We start from the raw sequence: 22,637 nt of genomic DNA on the forward strand, positions 1-22,637 counted from the left end.
AAAGGAGCGAACATGGCAGATGCGAAACAAGTGATCGTCATCGGCGCCGGCATCATCGGCGCCTCCATCGCCTGGCATCTGACCAAAGCAGGCGCTGAGGTGACGGTCGTTTCCGAAAGCGGCGCGGGCGGCGTCGCGACGCCCAATTCCTTTGCCTGGATCAACGCCAGCTGGGGCAACCCCAAGGTCTATTTCCGGCTGCGCACCCGCGCCATGGCCGAATGGAAAAGGCTGGCGAACGAGCTGCCCGGGCTGCCGCTCGCCTGGTGCGGCGGGCTGTGCTGGGACCTGCCGGCCGGCCGGCTCGAGGCCTATGCGGCCGAACATTCTTCATGGGGCTACGGCATCGAACGCGTTGACGCCAAGCGGGCGGCGCAAATCGAACCAAACCTCGTCGAGCCTCCTGAATTCGCCGTTTATGTCGCGGAGGAAGGCGTCGCCGAGCCGGTTGCGACGGCCAGGGCCCTGCTGGCGGATGCCGAGCGGCATGGCGCTCGGGTCGTTGCCAGCACGGTCTCGGCATTGACGCAGACCCACGGCAGAGTCACGGGCGTGGACACACCGCATGGGCTGATTGCCGCCGACGAAGTGGTGATCGCGGCTGGCGCCGGCTCGCCCGACATTGCCGCGACGGCTGGCATCAGGCTGCCTATCGAGACGCCACCTGGGCTGATCGTCCATTCGCGGCCGTACAAAAAGCTGCTCAACGGCCTCGCGCACGCCGAGAGGCTGCATATGCGCCAGACGGCCGAGGGCCGCATCATCGCCGGCTCGGATTTCGCCGGCGGCGATCCCGGCCATGACCCCGAAGCCACGGCGCGCGATCTGTTCGCGGTCACAAAGGCATCATTGCGCGGCGGCGAGGGGCTGGAACTCGATTTCCACACGATCGGCTACCGCCCCAATCCGATCGACGGCTTCCCGATCATCGGCCGCGCCGAGGGCATGGGCGGCCTCTATATCGCGGTCATGCATTCCGGCATCACTCTGGCGCCGGCCATCGGCCTGTTCGCCACAAGGGAAATCCTTGACGGCGAGCGTGATCCGCTGCTGGCGCCGTACGGGCTGTCGCGCTTTGCTCAGTAAGCCGGTGGGCGGCGAAAGCCGCCGGTGAGCGGCTCGACGGCCGCCGCGACAGCCAGCAGGTGCGCCTCAGACCAGCGTTTGCCGACCAATTGCAGGCCGATCGGCAAGCCGTCGCGATCCTGTCCGCACGGCATGGAAAGTGCTGGATGGCCGCTGTAGTTGAAGACGGCGCCACAGGCCGGCAGCATCCAGTAGTTTTGCTCCTTGCCGTCGACCTTGATCGGCGTCCCCGGCGCGCAATGCGGGAAGGCCGTGGTCATGGCGACCGGGCAAAGCAGCGCGTCCCATTCGTCGAAGAACCGGTCCCAGGCCAGAATGGATCGGTCGCGACGGGCGAGCGCTTGGAACCAGCACGAGACCGGTGTCGGCCGCTCCGGCGGCTGGGGTTGGGCGGCCTCCATCATCATGCCGATCAGCGCGCCGCCCTAGGCGAGATCGTCGCACAGGTCGAGCCTGGGCAGTTTCGCCGGCTCCACGATGGCCCCAGCCGATTGCAGCTGCCTCGCGAGGTTTTCCACCGCGACGCTGATATCACCGGCCACCGGGACGCCGGGGAAGGACGGCGCGAAGGCAATGCGCAGGGTCTTCAGATCGAGCTTCGGCGTGGTCTCGACCGGCACCGGCGGCAGATCGGTGTCGCGCCCGTCAGGCCCGGCGATGATCCGATAGATCAGGGATAGATCGTCCACGCCGCGCGCCAGCGGCCCGAGGCAGGACATCAGCCGCACGCTGCGCGCGGCATCGCCAGGATTTGGGAAGGCGCCGGCCAGCGAGACGCGGTGTTCGGTCGGCTTCAGGCCGTAGACGCCGCAGAAGGCGGCCGGCAGCCGGATCGAATCCTGCATGTCGGTGCCGACATCGAACGGCGTCATGCCACCCGCGACCGCCGCCGCGGCACCGCCGCTGGACCCACCGGCGGTGCGCTCAAGATTCCGGGGATTGCTGGTGCGGCCGAACAGCGGGTTGTTCGACTGCCAGTCCGACAACATGGTGGCGACATTGGTCTTGGCCATCAGCACACCGCCGGCCGCCTTCAGCCTGGCGACGACCGGGCTGTCCTGCTGTGCGACATAATCGGCGAAGGGCGGGAAACCGACCGTGGTTTTCATGCCGGCGGTTTCGTGCGTGTCCTTCAGCGTGAAGGGAACGCCGTGCAGCGGTCCGGCCGCCTCACCGCGCTCGAGTGCCGCGTCGGCTTTTTTGGCGCGTTCGTAGGCGCCCTCCCTGTCGAGCGAGATGACGGCGTTGATCGCGTCGTTGTGGCTGTCGATCTGCGCCAGATGAGCGTCGAGTGCTTCGACGGCGGAGATTTTGCGGTTGCGAATCGCGGCAGCGAGTTCGGTTGTCGAGGAGAAAGCGATGTCCATGATCAAAGGCTCCCGACTTGGCCGCACTTGCCTGGAAAATGGTGGGCAGCGGCGCGACTTCAAGCGGAGTTGAGCATTTGAAGCTCAGTGGTACTTGATCGAAATTGCGCCGACCGTCTGTTGAAGTCGGCGCTCTACGGCGCCCCCCTCTGTCCTGCCGGACATCTCCCCCACAAGTGGGGAGATCGGCAGCTTCGGCGCCTCGCTCAATCCTGCAGCGTTGGAGGTTGGGCGAAAGCGATCGTGACATCCAATCTCCCCCCTCGTGGGGGAGATGTCCGGCAGGACAGATGGGGGCGCTGGCCCGCGGCATTTCAAGAGAAAGATTACCCGACCAGCGCCAGTTTCGCCGGAGCCGGAGCAAATGACCTGATAGCGATCCCGTCCCCTGTCATGGTGACGAAGCTCGAGGGCGGGATCGCCTGCCAGTCGCCGCCTTCGCGGTCGAACGGCTCGGAAACGATGCAGCGGCCGCCGCCTTTACGCAGGATAGAGGTGTAGAGCGTCGGCGCATGCGCGTCGGTGGCGTAGCGCACCGCGTGCAGCGCCTGCCCGTCCGAGAAGGCGGCGGTGAGCTTCAGTACCGGTTCGAGGCCGGCGCGGCGCGAGGCTTCGAGCACGCGGCTGGTGGCGCGCGAGACGGCGCCTTGCGGGTCACCAGCCAAGCCTTCGTCGATCATCAGCAGAAAAAACAGTTCGGAATCGGTGGTGCCCTCGCGCTGGTCGAAGACGGCGTCGGACAGCGAATTCTCCAGCACGCGGCGGATCTTCTCGAAGCCGCCGATCTGGCCATTGTGCATGAACGACCAGCGGCCGGAGATGAAGGGATGGCAGTTCATTCGGCTGGTGGCGCCGCCGGTCGAGGCCCGCACATGGGCGAGGAACAGGCCGGATTTGATCTGCCGGCACAGGCTCTTCAGATTGGGATCGGACCAGGCCGGCAGGATGTCGCGGTAGAGGCCAGGCTCCTGCCGGTCGCCATACCAGGCGAGGCCGAAACCGTCGCCATTGGTCGGCGACTTGGCTTCCTGGGCGCAATGGCTCTGGGCGATCAGCGAGTGGCAGGGCGCCGTCAGAATGTCTTCGAGAAAGACCGCTTCACCGAGATAGGCCGCCCACCGGCACATCGCTTCTGTCGTCCTCTAGGCGCGATCCAGAAGAGCCGCCGGCTCCTTGGTCGCGTGTGTGCCTCTGTTGTGCGTCCGCTCGTAAAGCTCGCGAACGATTCGGCTGGCGGTAGTCTCGAAGAGAAATGGCAAGAAAGCGTGAACGAGGGCGGCGCCGGCCGCCATCAGCAGGCGCGAGGAGAACCAGGCGGCAAAGGCCATATGGCTGAAATAGGTTTCGCCGACCTTGGCGGGATGAGAAGTGAAGATGCTTGCGACCGACATTGAGGTCCCCCTTCAGCGCTTGCGTTCCGATATGAGTATCCTGGCACGCTTCGCCGGTTCATCGGTCTCAAAATGTCCTTGTGTTTTGCCATTTCATGAGACAAACATCCCAATATGGCACTGGATATTGATGAAATAGACCGAAAACTGCTTGCCGAATTGCAACGCGACGGCACGCTGTCGGTCGACCAGCTGTCGGAACGGGTGGCCCTGTCGCGCAATGCCTGCTGGCGGCGCGTCAAACGACTGGAGGAGGACGGCGTCATCACCGGCCGCGTGGCGCTGGTCGATGCCGACAAGCTCGGGCTTGGCCTTTCTGTGTTCATCCTGATCCGTACGTCCAACCATGATCCCGACTGGCTGCAAAAATTCCGCGCCGCGGTGACCGGCCTTCCCGAGATCACCGGCGTTTACCGCATGTCCGGCGACCTCGACTATGTCCTGCGCGCCCGCGTCGCCGACGTGAAAGCCTACGACCGGCTCTACCAGCGGCTGATCGCCAAAGTGGCGCTGTCCGACGTGTCGGCCTCCTTCGTCATGGAGGAGATCAAGGAGACCACGGTTGTCCCGATGGAAGTGCGCTAAAGCGTGCCCAGGCCATAGTGATGCCTGAAAGAAAGACGTTGATAGGCTTGCGGGCGAATTGACCGAATCGGCAATCGCGCCGATAGGATCGATTTTATGCGCGCAGCCCTCCAAAACTCCTCCGTCATCGGCCCGACTGTCGGCTTCGTCAGATTGCCGCACGCCGAAGGTCTACCCCTCCCCGCCTACGAAAGCGCCGGCGCCGCCGGCATGGATCTTCGCGCGGCGGTGCCCGACGACCGGCCGCTGCTGATCCTGCCGGGCAAACGCGCCTTGGTGCCGACCGGGCTGATCCTGGAAATCCCCGAAGGTATGGAAGGCCAGGTGCGGCCGCGCTCCGGCCTGGCTTTCAAGCATGGCCTTACCGTCCTCAATTCCCCTGGAACGGTCGACAGCGACTATCGCGGCGAGGTGAAGGTGCTGCTGGTCAATCTTGGCGACGAGGATTTTGCGGTGACGCGGGGCATGCGCATCGCCCAGATCGTTTTCGCTGCCGTGACGCAGGTGACCGTCGAAGAGCGTTCGCTGGCCGGCGGCACGGCGCGTGGCTCGGGCGGGTTCGGATCGACCGGCACAGCCTGATGCCCATACCCAACCTTGTGATCTTCGACTGCGACGGGATCCTTGTCGACACCGAAAATCTCGCCAACCGACGCCTTGCCGAATGGCTGAGCGCTGCCGGCTATCCGACGAACTTCGAATATTGCCGCAAGAACTTCTCCGGCCGCAGCATGGCGTCGGTGCAGAAGGAGATCGAGGAGACGACCGAGGTTCGACTCGGCGCCGATTTCGTCGAACGCTGGAACGCCGGCCTGCCGGACCTGTTTTCCCATGGCGTCGAGGCAATCCCCTATGTGCGGGAGTTCATCGAGGCGGTTCGGGCGGCCGGCATCCCCTATTGCGTCGCCACCTCGGCCAGGATTTCGAAGATGCACATCACGCTTGGCCAGACCGGGCTGTTGCCGCTGTTCGAACATGCCATGTTTTCCTCGACCATGGTCGGGCGCGGCAAGCCGTTCCCGGACCTGTTCCTGCATGCGGCCAAGACCATGGGCTTCGCGCCCGCCGACTGCATCGTCATCGAGGACAGCGTCGCCGGCACACAGGCCGGGGTCGCCGCCGGCATGCGGGTGTTTTCCTATCACGGCGACCCCTATTCCGACCGCGACGGCCTGATCCAGGCCGGCGGCATCCTGTTCGACGACATGCGCGAACTGGCCGGGCTGGTTCCGATCCACTGATCCGGTTCCGGCACGGCTGCACGATGCTTGGACCCGTGCTAGCGTGAGTGGCTTGATCCCTGGGGGCGCTCATGCCAACGAACTTTTTACGCATCATCCTTGCCGTGATGCTGCTGCCGTTCCTGTGGAACGCGGCCGGCGCCCAAGCCGTCAGCTTTCCGGATCTGGGCAGCGCCCTGCCCGGCCGCAGCGATGTGACCTATCTTGACCTGGCCAAGATGGTCATCCCGAGCCTCGCCGCGAACGGGGACGGCTTCTACAAGGGCGGATTGCCGATCGAGATGCGCCACATCGAGGGACCGGATAGCGGCGGTTCACCGCCCGAGACGACAAGCCTGCCCAATGCCGCGGTGCTTCCCATCAGGGCCGGCGGCAAGGACCGGCTGGCCATTCTTTTCGACCTTGGCGATTCTCCCGACAGCGCCGAGGGCTATGCGGTGCTGGCGCTCTACGACGTCACGGCCAAGCCGAAACTGCTCGATGCGGCCAATGTCGCGGTCGACCGCAGCACCTATTTCCGCGAACCGAACAAGCTATCGATCGGCGCCGGCGACGACATGCTCATCACCATGAGCACGCATTTCAATTCGAGCCAGGGCTACGTGATCACGCCGCTGATCATGGTCCGTGACGACAAATTCGAGCTGATCGACATGATCTACACGTTCGACGAAAGGCTCTGCGCCTACAGCCGCAAGCAGGACATGGCTTTCCAGACCATCGCCGACGGCCAGCCCTATGCCGCCGTCAAGGTGACGGTGACCGACAGCACGGTGCCGAGCGATGAGAGCTGCGACGACGCGCCACCCGATGCGGCGTCACACGACATTTCCGTCACCTATCACTGGCACAAGAAGACATCGCGCTACGTGAAGGATTCCGATGCGTTCGAGAAATTGGCAGGAGAGAACGAGAAACGCTTCTGAACCAACCGCATTCGTTTGCCCGGCCGCAGACAGCGCGATAGCATCCGCCCCTACACTCGTGATGGGGAGCATTCATGGACAAGGGCAAGATCTTTCGCGACCTGCATGCCTCGACCTTCGTCATGCCCAATCCCTGGGATCCGGGCACGACCAAGCTGCTCGGATCCTTCGGCTTCAAGGCGCTGGCGACGACCAGCGCCGGCTTTGCCTTTTCGCGCGGCCTGCCGGACGGCGCCGTGACCTTCGAGCAGATGATCCACCATTGCCGCGAGGTGACGGCGGCGACCGACCTGCCGGTCTCGGCCGATCTCGAGAAAGGCAAGGGCGACAGCGCCGAGCGGGCGGCCGAAACCATCTTCGCGGCGGAAGCGGCCGGCCTTGCCGGCTGCTCGATCGAGGACCACACCGGTGACCCGGACAGACCGATCTACGATTTCTCCCATGCGGTCGAGCGCGTCGCGGCGGCGGTGGAGGCCGCGCGAGCCCTCAAACGCGATTTCGTCTTCACGGCGCGGGCCGAGAATTTCCTGTGGGGCAAGTCCGATCTGGACGACACCATCAAGCGGCTGCAAGCCTTCGAGAAGGCCGGCGCCGACGTGCTCTACGCGCCCGGTATCGGCGATATCGAGATGGTGCGCACGCTCTGCTCGGCTGTCAGCAAGCCGGTCAACGTCATGGCGAAACCGGGCTTCACCATCGCCGATCTCTCAATGGCTGGCGTCAAGCGCATTTCGCTCGGGCCGTGGCTGACCAACTTCGCCTACGGCATGCTGGAGACGGCGGCCCGCGAAATCCAGCAGGACGGCACGTTCGGCTTCACCCGCGCCGCCATGCCGTTCGGCAAATTGCAAGCGCTGTACGGCAAATCCTCAGCCTAAAGGGCCGACTGCATGACACTTGCGGTCACCGGCGGCTTTCCCGCGCGCTGATCGCCTTGTGCAGATGGACCATCATGGCGGCGGCGAAGAGCGGCGTCAGCAGATTGAGCAGCGGCACGGCCAGGAAGGCCGCGATGACCAGCCCGGCGAGAAACACCGTGCCGGCATACTGCCGGCGCAGGGCTCTGGCTTGGTCCTCCGGGCGAAAGCGCATGGCGGCGAATTCGAAGAATTCACGCCCGAGCAGATAGCCGTTGACGATGAAGAAGGCGGCGATGTTGATGCCCGGCACCAGCAGCAGCAGAAGCGCCACGATGTTGCCTGCTATAACGACGCCGAAGAATTTGATCGCCAGCACCAGCGAGCGCAACGCCGGCATGGGGCGCCCGACCGGGTCGCGGGGATAGTCGGTGCGCTCGACCACTTCGGCGACATCGTCGAGGAACAGGCCGGCGATGACAGCCGTGACCGGCGCGATGAGCAGCGCCATGCCGAAGGCCAGCGCGATTGCCGCGATGATGCCCCCCAGCCAGCCGGCCCATGACGGTATGCCGGGCAACAAGGCCTGGAGCCACGGCAGGGCCAGCCACTCGACAAGGCTGGTCAGGCCGAACCACAAGGCGACCAGCGCCAGCACGGTCAGGCCCAGCGTCTTGAGGAACACGGCACGAAACGGCGGCGAGAGCAGTTCGAGGACCGCAATGCGGGCAGCGTCGAAAATCACCGTGTTTCAACCCCAGGTCAGCGGACGCCGCCGGAAGGCGGACGCTCCCGAGATAGGCAGCGCGGGTCGCAAACACAAGTAAATCGGGGCGGCTAGAGCAATTCCAGGAAATGTGTGAGCGGTTTTCCGTCCGGAATTGCGTCAAAACAAAGAGTTAGAGTGGTTCGCCGTTTCCATGAAACGGTGAACCGCTCTAACGAGCGAACGCCGGCTTGCGGACCGGAATGGTCATGGCCGCGACACCGGCAACGACAAAGGCCATCCCAAGCCATGCCGTCGGCCCCAGGCTTTCGCCGAGGAAGACGGCGCCGATGCCGACGCCGATCGGCACGCGCAGATAGGCCTGCGAGGTCGTACCGACCGATCCCAGCGTGTGGATGAGGCGGAAATAGATGACGAAGGCGAGCGCGGTCGAGAACACCGACAAGCCAAGCAGGGCGAGGATCGACGCCGTCGACGGCGCGAGCGTCCAGGGCTGGTCGACCACCAGGCTGAGCGGCACCAAAATGACGGCGCCACAGAGCATCGAGCCTGCCGCCGGCAGCATCGGATCGAGACCCTTGAAGCCACGGCCGAAAATGGCGGCGCCGGCATAGCAGATCGTCGCCGCGACGATGGCGACCTGCGCCCACAATTCGTGGCCGATGCCACCCAGCGCCTCGGTGCCGACGATGAGGCAGATGCCGGCTATGCCGGCGCCGACACCGATGAGTTTGCGCACCGTGACCGGCTCGTGGCGGGTGATGAGCGCGGTGAGCAGGAAGGTGAAGATCGGTGAGGTCGCGTTGAGGATGGTGGCGAGCCCCGCATCGACCGAGCGTTCGGCCGCGGCGATCAGCGTGAAAGGTATGACGCTGTTGAGGCAGGCCTGGAAGGCAAAGCGGCGCCAGGTGGCGGCATCGCGCGGCATGGCGAGCCCGCGCCAGCGGATGATGGCGAACAGGATACCGCCGGCGATCAAGGTGCGGGCGGCGATGAAGGTGACCGGCGGGATCGTCTCGACGCCGATCTTGATGAAGGTGTAGGAGGCGCCCCACAGCACAGCCAGCACGCCGAGCAAGGCCAGGTCGGTGGTCGTGTCGTTCTTTGTAGACATGGGAACTGGCTCGCCCTTGATAGGTGATCGGCAGAGCCAGCTTGTAAGCGACAGCCAGACGAAATGCTTCGTCCACGGTCGAATTGTCGTAGCGCCTGGCGTGTCGCGCTCCGATGTGTGTTGCAATTCAGGTCCGACCGGCATCACCTCAATATCAACATGCCCTAGGCAAAGCCGCCGCGAATCGCTAAACCCGCGCCCGGCCAGCGTGGCAAGAAGCCGGCTCTCTCTTTGTACGCAATTCCTGTGGGAAAACCGCTACGCACTTTTCCTGGAATTGCTTTTGGTTTTTGATGGAGACATTGATGCCGGATTATGACGTGCTTTGCATCGGCAATGCCATTGTCGACATCATCGCCCAGTGCGAGGAGGAATTCCTCGAAACCAACGGCATCATCAAAGGCGCGATGAACCTCATCGACACGCACCGCGCCGAACTGCTCTACAGCCGCATGGGCCCGGCAATCGAAGCCTCCGGCGGCAGCGCCGGCAACACGGCGGCCGGCGTCGCCTCCTTCGGCGGACGCGCCGCCTTCTTCGGCAAGGTCTCCAACGATGCGCTGGGCGAAATCTACGCGCACGACATCCATGCGCAGGGCGTCGCCTTCGACACCAAGCCGCTCCAGGGCGAGCCACCGACCGCACGCTCGATGATCTTCGTCACGCCCGACGGCGAACGCTCGATGAACACCTATCTCGGCGCCTGCGTCGAGCTCGGGCCGGAAGATGTCGAGGCCGACAAGGCATCGGGCGCCAAGGTCACCTATTTCGAGGGCTATCTTTGGGACCCGCCGCGCGCCAAGGAAGCGATCCGGCAGACGGCCAGGCTGGCGCACGCCGCAGGCCGCGAAGTGTCGATGACGCTGTCGGACTCGTTCTGCGTCGACCGCTACCGCGACGAATTCCTCGACCTGATGCGTTCGGGCACGGTCGACATCGTCTTTGCCAACAGCCACGAGATCAAGTCGCTCTACCAGACTTCATCCTTCGACGAGGCGCTGGCCAAGATCCGCAAGGACTGCAGAATAGCCGCCGTCACGCGCTCGGAAAGAGGCTCGGTCATCGTGCGTGGCGACGAGACCGTGGTCATCCAGGCCACCGCCATCCGGGAGCTGGTCGACACGACGGGCGCCGGCGATCTCTACGCCGCCGGTTTCCTGCACGGCTACACGCAAGGCCGCGACCTCAAGACCTGCGGCGACCTCGGCTCACTGGCCGCCGGCCTGGTGATCCAGCAGCTCGGCCCAAGGCCGAGGCAGAATTTGCGCCGCGAGGCGGAACTGGCCGGATTGCTGTAGCGCTTTTCCGCCGCCGTTGCGGCAACTGCTGCGAGGCTCCCCCTCATCCGGCCGCTTCGCGGCCACCTTCTCCCCGTTGGGGGAGAAGAGGAAAGCGCCGGCGCCGGCAGTCTCCTCTCCCCTTGGGGAGAGGTCGCCCGAAGCGAAGCGGAGGGCGGGTGAGGGTGACTCACCGTCGCGCAGTTGTCACATATCGCTCCTACATGAAATCGAGCGCCTCCCGTGACTGACATTTCGGGATGCCCGCAGCCAGATGGGGTGTTGAAAGATGCAAGACAGCAAGCTGTCGGGCGGCGCGACGCGTTGCCGCCATGATTTCCGTTTTCCGCAGTAGACATTCAGCAATCGGCCGCGGCTGAGGGAGGAGCGCGCAGCCGGAAGACAGATGCATGAGCAGATTTCAGACAACCGGTCTTGGACAGGACGACTTCGCGGAGATGGTCGCGGAGGATGTCGAGCGCGCGCTTGCCCATTATGACGAAGCCATAAACCAGTCCACCGTGGTCTCGGTCGGCAAGATCGCCGGCAGCATAGCATCCGCCGTCACCTTGCTGTCGCCAAAGCACCAACGCGCCATCGACGCCATTCATGCCGACCTTCCCGGTCTTGCCTCGAAATTCGTGCGCGCGCTGGCGGCGGAAGCCGCGCGCCGCAGCGAAGCCGGCGCCACGGATATGCCGACGGGCTTGCAGCCCGATGAAGCGCTTTCCGCGCCGCCACGGTCCGAGGATCTCGAATCAATGCTGATCGAGGACTGGGCCGGTCGGGTCGCCGGCTCGACCTATCTGGAAGAAAACCTGCAGATTGCCCGCTCGACCCTGCACCGCTGGCAAAGGCGCGGCGATGTCATCGCCTTGCGCAAGGGCGGCCGCAAACATGTCTTTCCGCTGGCGCAATTCGTCGACGGCAGGCCGGTCGCCGGCATAAGCGACGTGCAGTCGCTGATCGGCAATCCGAGGCTCGCCTGGCTGTGGCTGACGCGCCCGACGGCGCAACTCGACGGCCGCATTCCGATCGATCTGCTGCGGCAGGACCAGATCAAGGACGTGGTCGAAGCGGCACGGGCGTTCGCACCGGGCTGAAGCCGGCGCGGTCAACCCTCAGGTTTCGGAGTCGGCGCTCTACGCCGTCTTGCGGAGGCGAGGCCTGGACGAAGGCTGTTGCGGCGCCATTTCCGTGGCAGTGACCAGCCGGTTGCGGCCGCTCTTCTTGCCGATGTACATCAGCCGGTCGGCGAGCGCGATCAGCGCTTCGGAGTCGGCGGCCTCCGCCGGGTACATGGCCACGCCGACGGTGCAGCCGACCTGGATGGCGCCGTTGGGCGTGGGAACCTTGATCCGCAACCTTTCCAGGATGCGTTCGGCGACGCGCACGGCCTTCTGCCGCGCCAGTTCGGTGTCGGCCGAGAACAGGAAGGCGAATTCGTCGCCCCCGAGCCGGGCAACGAAATCGGCGCTGCGCAGGATCGAGCGAAGCTGGCTCGACACGCGCTGCAGCAGCGCATCGCCTGCCTCGTGGCCGAGCGTGTCGTTGACTTCCTTGAACCGGTCGAGATCGATGAACAAAAGCCCTGCCGCCTCGCCGGTGGCGCCGCAGCGGGCGACGACCGATTTGAGCTCGTTGTGGAAGGCACGCCGGTTGGGCAGGTCGGTCAAGGCATCGTGGTTGGCCGAATGGTCGCTCTGCTGCTTGGCCTCCTCGATCTCGCGCTTTTGCGCGGACAATTCCTCGTTGGCGGTCTTCAGATCCAGAAGCAGCTGGGCGTTGAGGTCCTCGACGACCTTGCGGTCGCTGATGTCGACGACGAAACCTTCCAGGAATTCGAGCTCGCCGGCCTCGTCCCAGACACCGCCACCGATCTCGCGGACCCAGAGGGGCTCGCCGGCCCTCGGCACGATGCGGTAGTCGACGTTCCAGTTGCAGCGCGCCTCGAGCGCGGCGTCGACGGCGGCATAGACCGATGGCAGGTCATCCGGATGGATGGCCGAGACATAGTCGCGCACCGCGTTGTGAATGAAATCGCTCGGCCGGTAGCCGCTGACGGTGAAGATGCCGTCGCTGATATAGAGCATGGTGTAGGACGCGTCGTTGCGGCAGCGGTAGAGATAGCCGTCCATGCGGCCGGTGATGCTGAGCAAGGCGTCCAGCCGCTCATCGTGGTAGACCGCCGGGCCGACCGCGGACACGGAAACTCCGTCATGCTTCATGGCCGCACCCCCATTTAGCGGTCTGAGCGCGCCGTGGATGCCGTTACGGCATGTCGGCAAGAGCTTCCCTATATCAGCCGAATCTTATCAATGTCTTATGGGGTGGGGCGGCGGCGTTTGAGCGCCGCCGTGTTGGAACAGCCGGATCGTTGGCTTGCGCCTTCCCTCAAGTCCCCGCCGTATAGGCCGCAATCGCCGCCATGTTGACGATGTCGCTATCCTTCGCGTTCAGCGACACGATCTGCACCGGCTTGTTCAGCCCGACCAGCAGCGGGCCGATCACCGTCGAGCCGCCGAGTTCCTGCAGCATCTTGGTCGAGATCGAAGCCGAGTGGAAGGCCGGCATGATCAGCACATTGGCCGGACCGGTGAGGCGGATGAACGGGTACTGCGCCATGGCCCGCGCATTGAGCGCGACGTCGGCGGCCATTTCGCCGTCATACTCGAAATCGACGCGGCGCTTGTCGAGGATACGCACGGCCTCCTGGACGCGCTCGGAGCGCTCGCCTTGCGGGTGGCCGAAGGTGGAATAGGCGAGCATGGCGAGCCTGGGCTCATAGCCCATGCGGCGGGCAAAGCCTGCCGCCTCCTCGGCGATGTCGGCGATCTGCTCGGCGTTCGGCATGTCGTGCACGGCGGTGTCGGCCACGAGCACCGTCTTGCCCCGCGCCAGCACGATCGAGACGCCGATGACGCGATGGCCGGGCTTGGCGTCGATGACGCGGCGGATATCGTCGAGCGCGGTGGAATAGTTGCGCGTCACGCCGGTGACGATGCCATCGGCATCGCCCAGCGCCACCATGCAGGCGGCAAAGTGGTTGCGGTCGTTGTTGATCAGCCGCTGGCAATCGCGGAACAGGAAGCCTTTGCGCTGCATGCGCTCGTAGAGATAGTCAGTGTAGATGCCGTTGCGGCGCGACAGCCTTGCATTGATGATCTCGATGCCTTGCTTGTTGAGGTCGATGCCGGCGTGCTTGGCGTTTTCCTTGATGATGTCGTCGCGGCCGAGCAGGATGGCGGTGCCGAGCTTCTGGTTCACATAGGAGACGGCGGCGCGCATCACCTGCTCTTCCTCGCCCTCGGCGAAGACGATACGCTTGGGCTGGCGGCGCACACGGTCGTAGATGCGCTGCAAGGTGGAGGCGATCGGGTCGCGGCGCGCCGACAGTTCCTGCGCATAGCGGTCGAGGTCGAGGATCGGCTTGCGGGCGACGCCGGACTCCATCGCCGCCTTGGCCACCGCCAGCGGAATGGCCGAGATCAGGCGCGGGTCGAACGGCACCGGGATGATGTAATTGGGGCCGAATTTCGGGCGGTTGCCCTGGTAGGCGGCGGCGACGTCGTCGGGCACGTCCTGGCGCGCCAGTTCGGCAAGCGCTTTGGCCGCGGCGATCTTCATGTCGTCATTGATGGTGGTGGCACGCACATCAAGCGCGCCGCGGAAGATGTAGGGGAAGCCCAGCACATTGTTGACCTGGTTCGGATAGTCCGAACGGCCGGTCGCCATGATGGCGTCGGTGCGTATTTCGGCGACTTCCTCCGGCGTGATTTCCGGATCGGGATTGGCCATGGCGAAGATGATCGGGTTCTTGGCCATCGACTGCACCATGGCGGTGGTCAGCGCACCCTTGGCCGAGAGGCCGAGGAAGACATCGGCGCCGTCGAGCGCCTCGGCAAGGCTGCGCGTGTCGGTCTTGACCGCATGCGCCGACTTCCACTGGTTCATGCCTTCGGTGCGGCCCTGATAGACCACGCCCTTGGTGTCGCACAGGATGATGTTTTCCGGCGCGAAGCCCATCGCTTTCATCAGCTCGATACAGGCGATGCCGGCGGCACCGGCGCCGTTGCAGACCATTTTCGTCGTCTTCATGTCGCGGCCGGTGATTTCCAGCGCATTGATCAGGCCGGCGGCCGAGATGATGGCGGTGCCGTGCTGGTCATCATGGAAGACCGGGATGTCCATCAGTTCGCGCAGGCGCTGCTCGATGATGAAGCATTCCGGCGCCTTGATGTCTTCCAGGTTGATGCCGCCGAAGGACGGCCCGAGGAAGCGCACGCAGTTGATGAATTCGTCGGCGTCCTCGGTGTCGACCTCGAGATCGATGGAATCGACGTCGGCGAAGCGCTTGAACAGCACCGCCTTGCCTTCCATCACGGGCTTGGAGGCCAGCGCGCCGAGATTGCCGAGGCCGAGGATGGCGGTGCCGTTTGAGATGACGGCCACCATGTTGCCGCGCGTCGTATAGTCGAAGGCGCGGCTCGGGTCCTCGGCGATGGCGCGCACCGGCACGGCGACACCTGGCGAATAGGCGAGGCTCAGGTCGCGCTGCGTCGTCATCGGCTTGGTGGCGACGATCTCCAGCTTGCCGGGCCGGCCCATCGCGTGGAATTCGAGCGCTTCCTGCGCGCTGACGGAGGGACCGTTGTTCTCGGTTTTCCTGGCCATGATGCTTTTGATTTCCTCGCCGATGCAGCACCTCCTTGAGGCGGGGTGCTTTGTTTCGGTCCGAATTAAGACCACGCGCCGCCGCGTGTAAACCGCCAGCGCGCGGGAATCGCAGGCCGATGGCAATTGCATGCAAACGATCGCCTCGGTCTTCCCCTGCTTTTCGAAGCCCCGGCATTAAATCCGGCCGCCACATCTGCTAGCGTGCCGCGCCATGAACATGCACATAGCCAACGAGCCCGACGCCCCAGAGGTGATGACGGCGCCGCAGCCCGGCGCTGCTGTGACGCCGATGATGGAGCAGTTCATCGAGATCAAGGCGGCGAACCCGGATTCGCTGCTGTTCTACCGCATGGGTGATTTCTACGAGCTGTTCTTCGACGACGCCGAAAAGGCGAGCCGGGCGCTGGGCATCGTGCTCACCAAGCGTGGCAAGCACCAGGGTCACGACATTCCAATGTGCGGCGTGCCGGTGCACGCGGCCGACGACTATCTGCAGAAGCTGATCGGCCAGGGATTCCGCGTCGCCGTCTGCGAGCAGATCGAGGATCCGGCCGAAGCCAAGAAGCGCGGCTCCAAATCGGTGGTGCGCCGCGACGTGGTGCGGCTGGTGACGCCAGGCACCATCACCGAGGACAAATTGCTGGCGCCGTCGGAATCGAGCTTCCTGATGGCGCTCGGGCGGGTGAAGGGCGGCAGCGACCACAGCTTCGCGATTGCCTGGATCGACATCTCGACCGGCGCCTTCCGCGTCGCCGAGACCACCGCCGACCGGCTGCTCGCCGACATCTTCCGTGTCGATCCGCGCGAGCTGATCGTCGCCGAGCCGGTGTTCCACGATCCCGAACTGAGGCCGGTGTTCGACGTGCTCGGCCGCGTCGCCAACCCGCAGCCGCCGTCGCTGTTCGATTCGGCGTCGGCCACCGGGCGCATCGCCCGGTTCTTCGAGGTGGCGACGCCGGACAGCTTCGGTACGTTTTCGCGCGCCGAACTGTCGGCGATCTCGGGCGCCATCGCCTATGTCGAGAAGACGCAAAAGGCCGAGCGGCCGCCTTTGTCGCGGCCCGAGCGCGAGGAGCAGGGCTCGACCCTGTTCATCGATCCGGCGACGCGCGGCAATCTCGAACTTTTACGCACGCTGTCCGGCAGCCGCGAGGGTTCGCTGTTCAAGGCGATCGACCGCACGGTGACCGGCGGTGGCGCCAGGCTGCTTGCCGACCGGCTGATGGCGCCGCTGACCGACCCGGCGGCGATCGGCGCGCGGCTGGACTCGGTGTCCTTCTTCCGCTCCGAAACCCGGCTGTGCCAGGCGGTGCGGACGAGCCTGAAGAGCGTCGCCGACATGCCGCGTGCGCTGTCGCGGCTGGCGCTCAACCGCGGCGGCCCGCGCGACCTCGGCGCACTGCGCGCCGGCTTCGAGGCGGCCAGCGCCATCGTTGAAATCTTCGCCGCAACCGCCCTGCCCCAGGAATTGGCGGAAGCAATGGCCGCCATCCAGGCGCTGCCACAGGCGCTTGCCCGGCATCTGATGCAGGCGCTCGGCGAGGAACTGCCGCTTTTGAAGCGCGACGGCGGTTTCGTCCGCGGCGGATACCACCCGGAACTCGACGAGATGCGGGCGTTGCGCGACGAATCGCGAAAAGTGATCGCCGGGCTGGAGCGCTCGCTGATCGAGGAGACCGGCATCCGCTCGCTGAAAATCCGGCACAACAATGTGCTGGGTTACTACATCGAGGTGACCGCCAACCACCACGCGGTCATGACCGGCAGCGATGGCGCCAAGGCGCGCTTCATCCACCGCCAGACCATGGCCAACGCCATGCGCTTCACCACGACCGAGCTTGCCGAGCTCGAGACCAAGATCGCCAATGCCGCCGACCGGGCGCTCAGCATCGAACTCGCCGCCTTCGATGCGCTGACGGCGGAAGCGGTCGGCGAGGCGGAAAAGATCCGTGCCGGCGCCGACGCGCTCGCAGCGATCGATGTCTCGGCGGCGCTGGCGCTGCTTTCGGAAAGCGAAGCCTGGTGCCGGCCGGTGGTGGATTCCAGCCTTGCCTTCGAGATATCAGGCGGCCGGCATCCGGTGGTCGAGCAGGCGTTGCGCCGCTCCGGCGAAGGGCCGTTCGTCGCCAATGATTGCGACCTGTCGCCGGAAGGAAGCGCCAAGAACGGCGCGATCTGGCTGCTGACCGGCCCGAACATGGGCGGTAAATCGACGTTTCTTAGGCAAAACGCGCTGATCGCCATCCTGGCACAGACCGGCTCCTTCGTGCCGGCGGCATCGGCCCATATCGGCGTCGTCGACCGGCTGTTCTCGCGCGTCGGCGCCTCGGACGATCTGGCGCGCGGCCGATCGACCTTCATGGTCGAGATGGTCGAGACGGCGGCGATCCTCAACCAGGCCGGCGAACGGGCGCTGGTGATCCTCGACGAGATCGGCCGCGGCACCGCCACCTTCGACGGCCTGTCGATCGCCTGGGCGGCGGTCGAATATCTGCATGAGAAGAACCGCTGCCGGGCGATCTTCGCCACCCATTTCCACGAAATGACCTCGCTCGCCGGCAAGCTGGCACGGCTCCACAATGTCACCATGCGGGTCAAGGAATGGGAAAGCGACGTCGTCTTCCTGCACGAGGTCGGCAAGGGTGCCGCCGACCGCTCCTATGGCGTCCAGGTGGCGCGGCTGGCCGGCCTGCCGGAAGCAGTGGTCGACCGCGCCAAGCAGGTGCTGCACCAGCTGGAGGAAGGCGAGGTTTCCGGCAAGACCAACCGGCTGGTCGACGACCTGCCGCTGTTTTCCGTTGCGGTGAAGCGGGAGGCTGCGAAGCCGGTGAAGAGCGACGCGCTGGGCGCCGCCCTTGGCGACATCAACCCGGACGAGATGACGCCACGGGAAGCGCTGGAAGCGCTCTACCGGCTGAAGGGGCTAATCGGCAGCCAATGAGAAAAAGTCTCAGACCAAAGGGATTTAAGGCGCCGTCAGTCTTGATAGTTTAGTATTTCTTCACAAGAGATCATAATCTCTTTCACGTTCTTTACCGACAAAATGTGAGTCCTGCTTACTTCATCTGCCATATACATGAAAAGGATGCGACCCTCTCCATCCATTTCGTTTACGACACTTATCGATGCATAATTCGTGTTTCCTATGTCGTATAGGTTTTCTGTTTTTAAAAAATTGTACCCGTATTTTTTGAAGACAGACCTGATAATGCGTTTCAGCACAGCAGCGCTCCTGACAGATAGGCAGGCAGATTTAGCCTTCAGCCGAGCAGTGGACAAGAACCCTCGACGAGAGGCGACAAAATCATATCACGCTATTCGACTTGACGCAGAAGCGAGGTCGCCGGCTTCCTTAAGCGCAAATGGGCGCGAGTTCGACTACCGGCTGAAGGGGTTGGTCGGGAAATAATTTTTAACATCCGCGCGCCGGCGCCGAAACCGCCAATCCCCCCCCTCGTGGGGGAGATTGGCAGCTTCATCGCTGTCAGATCATCTCCAGGCCGCGCTTGCGTGTCGGCGGCGGAAAGGCGTGGTCGAGGTCGGCGACGTCCTGCGGCGTAAGCTCGATGTCGAGTGCGGCGACATTCTGACGGACGTGTTCCTGGCTGCTGGCCTTTGGGATGGCGATGATGCCGTCCTGGTGCATCACCCAGGCCAAGGCGATTTGCGCAGGGGTGGCATTGTGGCGGGCGGCGACGGCATTGAGCCTGGCATTGCGCGCCAGCGCGCCCTGCTCGACCGGCGAATAGGCCATCAGCGGGATGCCGCGCTTGCGGCTCCAGGGCGCCAGATCGAATTCGAGGCCGCGCCTGACCAGATTGTAGAGCACCTGATTGGTCTGGACGTTGCCGCCATCTGGCAAGCCGGCCAGGTCTTCCATCTCGTCGGTGTCGAAATTGCTGACGCCCCAATGGCGGATCTTGCCGGCCTTCTTCAAGGCTTCGAAGGCTTCGACCGTCTCCACCAGAGGCACGCTGCCGGGCCAATGCAAGAGATAGAGGTCGATGCGGTCGGTGCGCAGGCGCTTGAGGCTGTTCTCGCAGGCGCGTTGCACACCCGCGCGCGACGCGTTCGATGGCAGCACTTTCGAGACCAAGAAGGTCTCGGCGCGGCGGCCGGCAATGGCTTGCGCCACCACCTCCTCGGCGCCGCCGCTGGCATACATTTCAGCGGTGTCGATCAACGTGATGCCAAGGTCGAGGCCGAGCTTCAGGGCGTTGACCTCATCGGCACGGCGGCGCGAATCCTCGCCCATCTTCCAGGTGCCCTGACCGAGCACCTGAACGGCTTCGCCGGAGGGCAGTCTGGTGGTTCTTATCGTTGATGGCATGAGACAATCCCGGCGCGGTCAAGACGCATCGCAACACAATCGCCGGGAGAAATCCAGATCGAAGCCGCCAGGGGCGATCACTTCACCGGATGCGCGGCGAGCCAGTCCTGCATCTGTTTGATTTCGGCTTCCTGCGCGGCGATGACGCCTTCGGCGAGCTTGCGGATTTCCGGGTCCTTGCCGTTGGCAAGCTCGACCTTGGCCATGTCGATGGCGCCCTGATGGTGCGGGATCATGCCCCTGACAAAATCGACATCGGCATTGCCGGTGTATTGCGACGCCATCATGTCGGCATGCATCTTGTCCATCGCCGCCTTGTAGCCCTCGGTCGAGGGGCTGGTCGCATCCATCGACATGCCAGACATGTCGTGTTTCATCTCTTCGCTCTGCGCCGGAACGCTTTCGAGGAAGACGGCGAGCAGCATTCCGGCCGCCATCAGCAAAAGCACGAGTTTCTTGGCCAAGGTCATTCATGGTCTCCTGTTGGTTGGGTTTCGTATTTGGGGGTTTGGATCAGAGTTTCAACGTCCGCAGCCGCAATGCATTGGCGATGACCGAGACGGAGGACAGGCTCATCGCCGCCGCCGCCAGCATCGGCGACAAGAGCATGCCGGTGATCGGATAGAGCACGCCTGCCGCGACCGGCACGCCAAGCACATTGTAGAGGAAGGCGAAGAACAGGTTCTGGCGGATGTTGCCGATCGTCGCCTGGGCAAGCGTACGGGCTCGGACGATGCCATTGAGGTCACCCTTGACCAAGGTGATGCCGGCACTTTCGACCGCGACATCGGCGCCGGTGCCCATGGCGATGCCGACATCGGCGATGGCCAAAGCCGGCGCATCGTTGACGCCGTCGCCGGCCATGGCGACACCGGCGCCCCTGCCGCGCAGTTCCTCGACCAGCGCTGCCTTCTGTTCCGGCAACAAGCCGGCGCGAACCTCGTCTATGCCGAGGCTTTTGGCGATCGCGTTGGCCGTGCGCTCATTGTCGCCGGTCGCCATGATGATCCTGAGGCCGCTGTCATGCAGCGCCCTGATCGCCTCGGCGGTGGTCGCCTTGACCGGATCGGCGACGGCGACGATGCCGGCCAGTCGGCCGCCGACAGCGACAAACATCGCCGTCTTGCCGTCGCCCTGCAGCGCTTCCGCGCTGGCCGAAACGGCGGAAATGTCGACGCCGAGATCGTCCATCATCGCGGCATTGCCGAGCGCGACGGCCTTGCCCGACACCGTGCCGGAAACGCCCTTCCCGGTAACCGCCTCGAAATCGCCGGCGTCCGTGACGGTTGCGCCGCGCGCCGCGGCGCCCTCGACGATGGCCTCGGCCAGCGGATGCTCCGAGCCCTTCTCCAGGCTCGCGGCGTGACCCAGCAATTCGTCTTCGGAAAAGCCGTTCGCCGCGACGACATCCGTCAGTTTCGGCCGGCCTTCGGTCAGCGTGCCGGTCTTGTCGACGATCAGCGTGTCAACGGAGGCGAAGCGTTCGAGCGCGGCAGCTTCCTTGATCAGCACGCCGGCATGCGCGCCGCGCCCGGTGGCGGTCATGATCGACATCGGCGTGGCGAGGCCGAGCGCACAGGGACAGGCGATGATGAGCACCGAGACCGCCGAGACGATGGCGAAGACCAGGCTGGGCTCGGGGCCGAAGACGGCCCAGGCGATGAAGGCCACGACGGCGACGAGGACGACGGCCGGGACAAAGTAGAAGGAAACGCGGTCGGCCAAGCCCTGGATCGGCGCACGCGAGCGCTGCGCCTTGGCGACGAGTTCGACGATGCGGGCCAGCGTGGTCTCGGCACCGATCCGTTCGGCGCGCATGATCAGCGAACCTTGTCTGTTGAGCGTACCGCCGGTCAGCGCATCGCCCTCGGCCTTTTCGACCGGCAACGGTTCGCCGGTGATCATGGATTCGTCGATGGAGGAGCGGCCTTCGAGCACGGTGCCGTCGACCGGCACGGCGTCGCCGGGCCGGATGCGCAGGCGATCGCCGGCCGTGACGCTGTCCAGCGGCACGTCGGTCTCGGAACCGTCTTCGGCAATACGCCGCGCGGTCTTGGGCGCCAGATCGAGCAAGGCGCGGATTGCCGATCCGGTCTTTTCGCGGGCGCGCAATTCCAGCACCTGGCCGAGGAAGACCAGCGCGACAATGACGGCGGCGGCCTCGAAATAGACCGGCACCGCACCGCCATGGCCGCGGAACTGATGCGGGAAGATGTCGGGGAAGAGCGTGGCGACGACGCTGTAGAGGTAGGCCGCGCCGACGCCCAGCGAAATCAGTGTCCACATGTTGGGGCTGCGGTTGAGGACCGACTCCCAGCCACGATGAAAGAAGGGAAAGGCGGCCCAGAGCACCACCGGGCTCGCCAACACCAACTCCGCCCAAGTTTTTGTCCGGTCGCTGACCAGGTTTTCGAAGCTAAGGCCGAGCATCGGCGCCATGGCGATGACCAGAAGCGGGATCGACAGAACCGCGCTGACCCAGAACCGCCTGGTGAAGTCGACCAGTTCGGGGTTTGGTCCTTCATCTCCCGATGGCACGCCCATCGGCTCAAGCGCCATGCCGCAGATCGGGCAGGAGCCGGGCTTGTCGCGGACGATCTCCGGATGCATCGGGCAGGTGTATTGCGTGCCCTTGGGCGCTTGCGGCGGCGCCGGCTTGTCACCTAGGTAGGCCTGCGGCGCCGCTTCGAATTTAGCCTTGCAGCCGGCGGAGCAGAAGTAGAAGCCCTGGCCTTCATGGCGGATGAAGTGCTTCGCCGTCGAGCGGTCGACGCTCATGCCACAGACGGGGTCGGTGGCCGTCAGATACTGTTCCGGCCCGGCCTGGAATTTCGAACGGCAGCCTTTACTGCAGAAATGATAGAGGCGGCCGCCATGCTCCGATGTCGGCTTGCCGGCGGCTGGATCCACGGTCATGCCGCAGACCGGATCGCGCAGAACGGCCGCAGCATCGGCGCCCTTCGACGCGCAACAGCTGCCGTGCGCGCCATGTGCGTGGTGATCGCCGCGATGGTCATGGTCTGGATGCGTCATGTCAAAAATGCCTTTATGCCTCTGCC

General features: G+C 64.7%; 20 protein-coding genes. 9 read left to right on the plus strand and 11 right to left on the minus strand.

Annotated elements, in window-relative coordinates; all coding sequences use genetic code 11:
* Window positions 1-12 precede the first annotated feature (12 nt).
* Entirely contained in the window at window positions 13-1,086 is a 1,074-nt protein-coding gene (locus JG746_RS00875) for an NAD(P)/FAD-dependent oxidoreductase (protein ID WP_202356467.1), read from the plus strand.
* Here the strand turns inward: JG746_RS00875 and JG746_RS37045 are convergent.
* The 4 genes from JG746_RS37045 to JG746_RS00890 all read right to left on the minus strand — a co-directional run bounded on the left by JG746_RS37045 (window position 1,080) and on the right by JG746_RS00890 (window position 3,844).
* Window positions 1,080-1,490 (minus strand): amidase family protein, encoded by a 411-nt coding sequence (locus JG746_RS37045; RefSeq protein ID WP_244730626.1) that lies wholly within the window; start codon window positions 1,488-1,490, stop codon window positions 1,080-1,082. The genes JG746_RS00875 and JG746_RS37045 overlap by 7 nt on opposite strands.
* Before the next feature lie 21 nt (window positions 1,491-1,511).
* Window positions 1,512-2,453: an amidase gene (locus JG746_RS00880; RefSeq protein WP_244730627.1), complete on the minus strand. Its 942-nt coding sequence runs from the start codon at window positions 2,451-2,453 to the stop codon at window positions 1,512-1,514.
* Window positions 2,454-2,779: 326 nt separating this feature from the next.
* Entirely contained in the window at window positions 2,780-3,580 is an 801-nt protein-coding gene (locus JG746_RS00885; protein ID WP_202356468.1) for a class II glutamine amidotransferase, read from the minus strand.
* Between the two features lie 15 nt (window positions 3,581-3,595).
* A complete protein-coding gene (locus JG746_RS00890; RefSeq protein ID WP_202356469.1) occupies window positions 3,596-3,844 on the minus strand; it encodes a DUF6356 family protein in 249 nt (82 codons plus the stop codon).
* 114 nt (window positions 3,845-3,958) lie between these two features.
* Between JG746_RS00890 and JG746_RS00895 the strand changes: the two genes are divergently transcribed.
* The 5 genes from JG746_RS00895 to JG746_RS00915 all read left to right on the plus strand — a co-directional run bounded on the left by JG746_RS00895 (window position 3,959) and on the right by JG746_RS00915 (window position 7,474).
* On the plus strand, window positions 3,959-4,429 hold the full coding sequence (locus tag JG746_RS00895; protein ID WP_202356470.1) for an Lrp/AsnC family transcriptional regulator: 471 nt from the start codon (window positions 3,959-3,961) through the stop codon (window positions 4,427-4,429).
* 96 nt (window positions 4,430-4,525) lie between these two features.
* Window positions 4,526-5,011, plus strand: coding sequence for a dUTP diphosphatase (gene dut / locus JG746_RS00900; protein WP_202356471.1), 486 nt, complete (start codon window positions 4,526-4,528; stop codon window positions 5,009-5,011).
* The gene (locus tag JG746_RS00905) at window positions 5,011-5,670 is read left to right on the plus strand and encodes an HAD family hydrolase (RefSeq protein ID WP_202356472.1); all 660 of its coding nucleotides are present in this window, start codon (window positions 5,011-5,013) and stop codon (window positions 5,668-5,670) included. The genes dut and JG746_RS00905 overlap by 1 nt, the downstream gene beginning before the upstream one ends.
* 71 nt (window positions 5,671-5,741) lie before the next feature.
* Window positions 5,742-6,596: a hypothetical protein gene (locus tag JG746_RS00910; protein ID WP_202356473.1), complete on the plus strand. Its 855-nt coding sequence runs from the start codon at window positions 5,742-5,744 to the stop codon at window positions 6,594-6,596.
* Between the two features lie 74 nt (window positions 6,597-6,670).
* The gene (locus tag JG746_RS00915; protein ID WP_202356474.1) at window positions 6,671-7,474 is read left to right on the plus strand and encodes an isocitrate lyase/PEP mutase family protein; all 804 of its coding nucleotides are present in this window, start codon (window positions 6,671-6,673) and stop codon (window positions 7,472-7,474) included.
* 25 nt (window positions 7,475-7,499) lie between these two features.
* Here JG746_RS00915 and JG746_RS00920 read toward each other — a convergent pair whose 3' ends face one another.
* Window positions 7,500-8,198 carry a sulfate transporter family protein gene (locus JG746_RS00920; protein WP_202356475.1) on the minus strand — a complete coding sequence of 233 codons (699 nt, stop codon included), beginning with the start codon at window positions 8,196-8,198 and terminating at the stop codon, window positions 7,500-7,502.
* A 193-nt stretch (window positions 8,199-8,391) separates the two neighbouring features.
* Window positions 8,392-9,294 carry a DMT family transporter gene (locus tag JG746_RS00925; RefSeq protein WP_202356476.1) on the minus strand — a complete coding sequence of 301 codons (903 nt, stop codon included), beginning with the start codon at window positions 9,292-9,294 and terminating at the stop codon, window positions 8,392-8,394.
* Window positions 9,295-9,599: 305 nt separating this feature from the next.
* On the opposite strand from JG746_RS00925, the gene JG746_RS00930 reads away from it, so the two are divergent.
* Together JG746_RS00930 and JG746_RS00935 are read left to right on the plus strand one after the other, a co-directional pair.
* Window positions 9,600-10,592 (plus strand): adenosine kinase, encoded by a 993-nt coding sequence (locus JG746_RS00930; protein ID WP_202356477.1) that lies wholly within the window; start codon window positions 9,600-9,602, stop codon window positions 10,590-10,592.
* Between the two features lie 389 nt (window positions 10,593-10,981).
* The gene (locus tag JG746_RS00935; protein WP_202356478.1) at window positions 10,982-11,674 is read left to right on the plus strand and encodes an antitoxin Xre/MbcA/ParS-like domain-containing protein; all 693 of its coding nucleotides are present in this window, start codon (window positions 10,982-10,984) and stop codon (window positions 11,672-11,674) included.
* Window positions 11,675-11,713: 39 nt separating this feature from the next.
* On the opposite strand, the gene JG746_RS00940 is transcribed toward JG746_RS00935, so the two are convergent.
* Both JG746_RS00940 and JG746_RS00945 read right to left on the minus strand, forming a co-directional pair.
* On the minus strand, window positions 11,714-12,799 hold the full coding sequence (locus JG746_RS00940; protein ID WP_202356479.1) for a GGDEF domain-containing protein: 1,086 nt from the start codon (window positions 12,797-12,799) through the stop codon (window positions 11,714-11,716).
* A gap of 166 nt (window positions 12,800-12,965) precedes the next feature.
* On the minus strand, window positions 12,966-15,245 hold the full coding sequence (locus JG746_RS00945) for an NADP-dependent malic enzyme (protein WP_202356480.1): 2,280 nt from the start codon (window positions 15,243-15,245) through the stop codon (window positions 12,966-12,968).
* Window positions 15,246-15,459: 214 nt separating this feature from the next.
* On the opposite strand from JG746_RS00945, the gene mutS reads away from it, so the two are divergent.
* Window positions 15,460-18,189 (plus strand): DNA mismatch repair protein MutS, encoded by a 2,730-nt coding sequence (gene mutS / locus JG746_RS00950; protein ID WP_202356481.1) that lies wholly within the window; start codon window positions 15,460-15,462, stop codon window positions 18,187-18,189.
* Window positions 18,190-18,732: 543 nt separating this feature from the next.
* Here mutS and JG746_RS00955 read toward each other — a convergent pair.
* The 3 genes from JG746_RS00955 to JG746_RS00965 form a co-directional block, all read right to left on the minus strand.
* Window positions 18,733-19,578 carry an aldo/keto reductase gene (locus tag JG746_RS00955; RefSeq protein ID WP_202356482.1) on the minus strand — a complete coding sequence of 282 codons (846 nt, stop codon included), beginning with the start codon at window positions 19,576-19,578 and terminating at the stop codon, window positions 18,733-18,735.
* A gap of 77 nt (window positions 19,579-19,655) precedes the next feature.
* Complete coding sequence (copM, locus tag JG746_RS00960; protein ID WP_202356483.1) at window positions 19,656-20,048, minus strand: CopM family metallochaperone; 393 nt, start codon at window positions 20,046-20,048, stop codon at window positions 19,656-19,658.
* 43 nt (window positions 20,049-20,091) lie between these two features.
* Window positions 20,092-22,611 carry a heavy metal translocating P-type ATPase gene (locus JG746_RS00965; protein WP_202356484.1) on the minus strand — a complete coding sequence of 840 codons (2,520 nt, stop codon included), beginning with the start codon at window positions 22,609-22,611 and terminating at the stop codon, window positions 20,092-20,094.
* Window positions 22,612-22,637 lie beyond the last annotated feature (26 nt).

Origin of the sequence: Mesorhizobium sp. 113-3-3, from assembly GCF_016756495.1 — a bacterium.
In the GTDB taxonomy this organism is placed as follows: Bacteria; Pseudomonadota; Alphaproteobacteria; order Rhizobiales; family Rhizobiaceae; genus Mesorhizobium.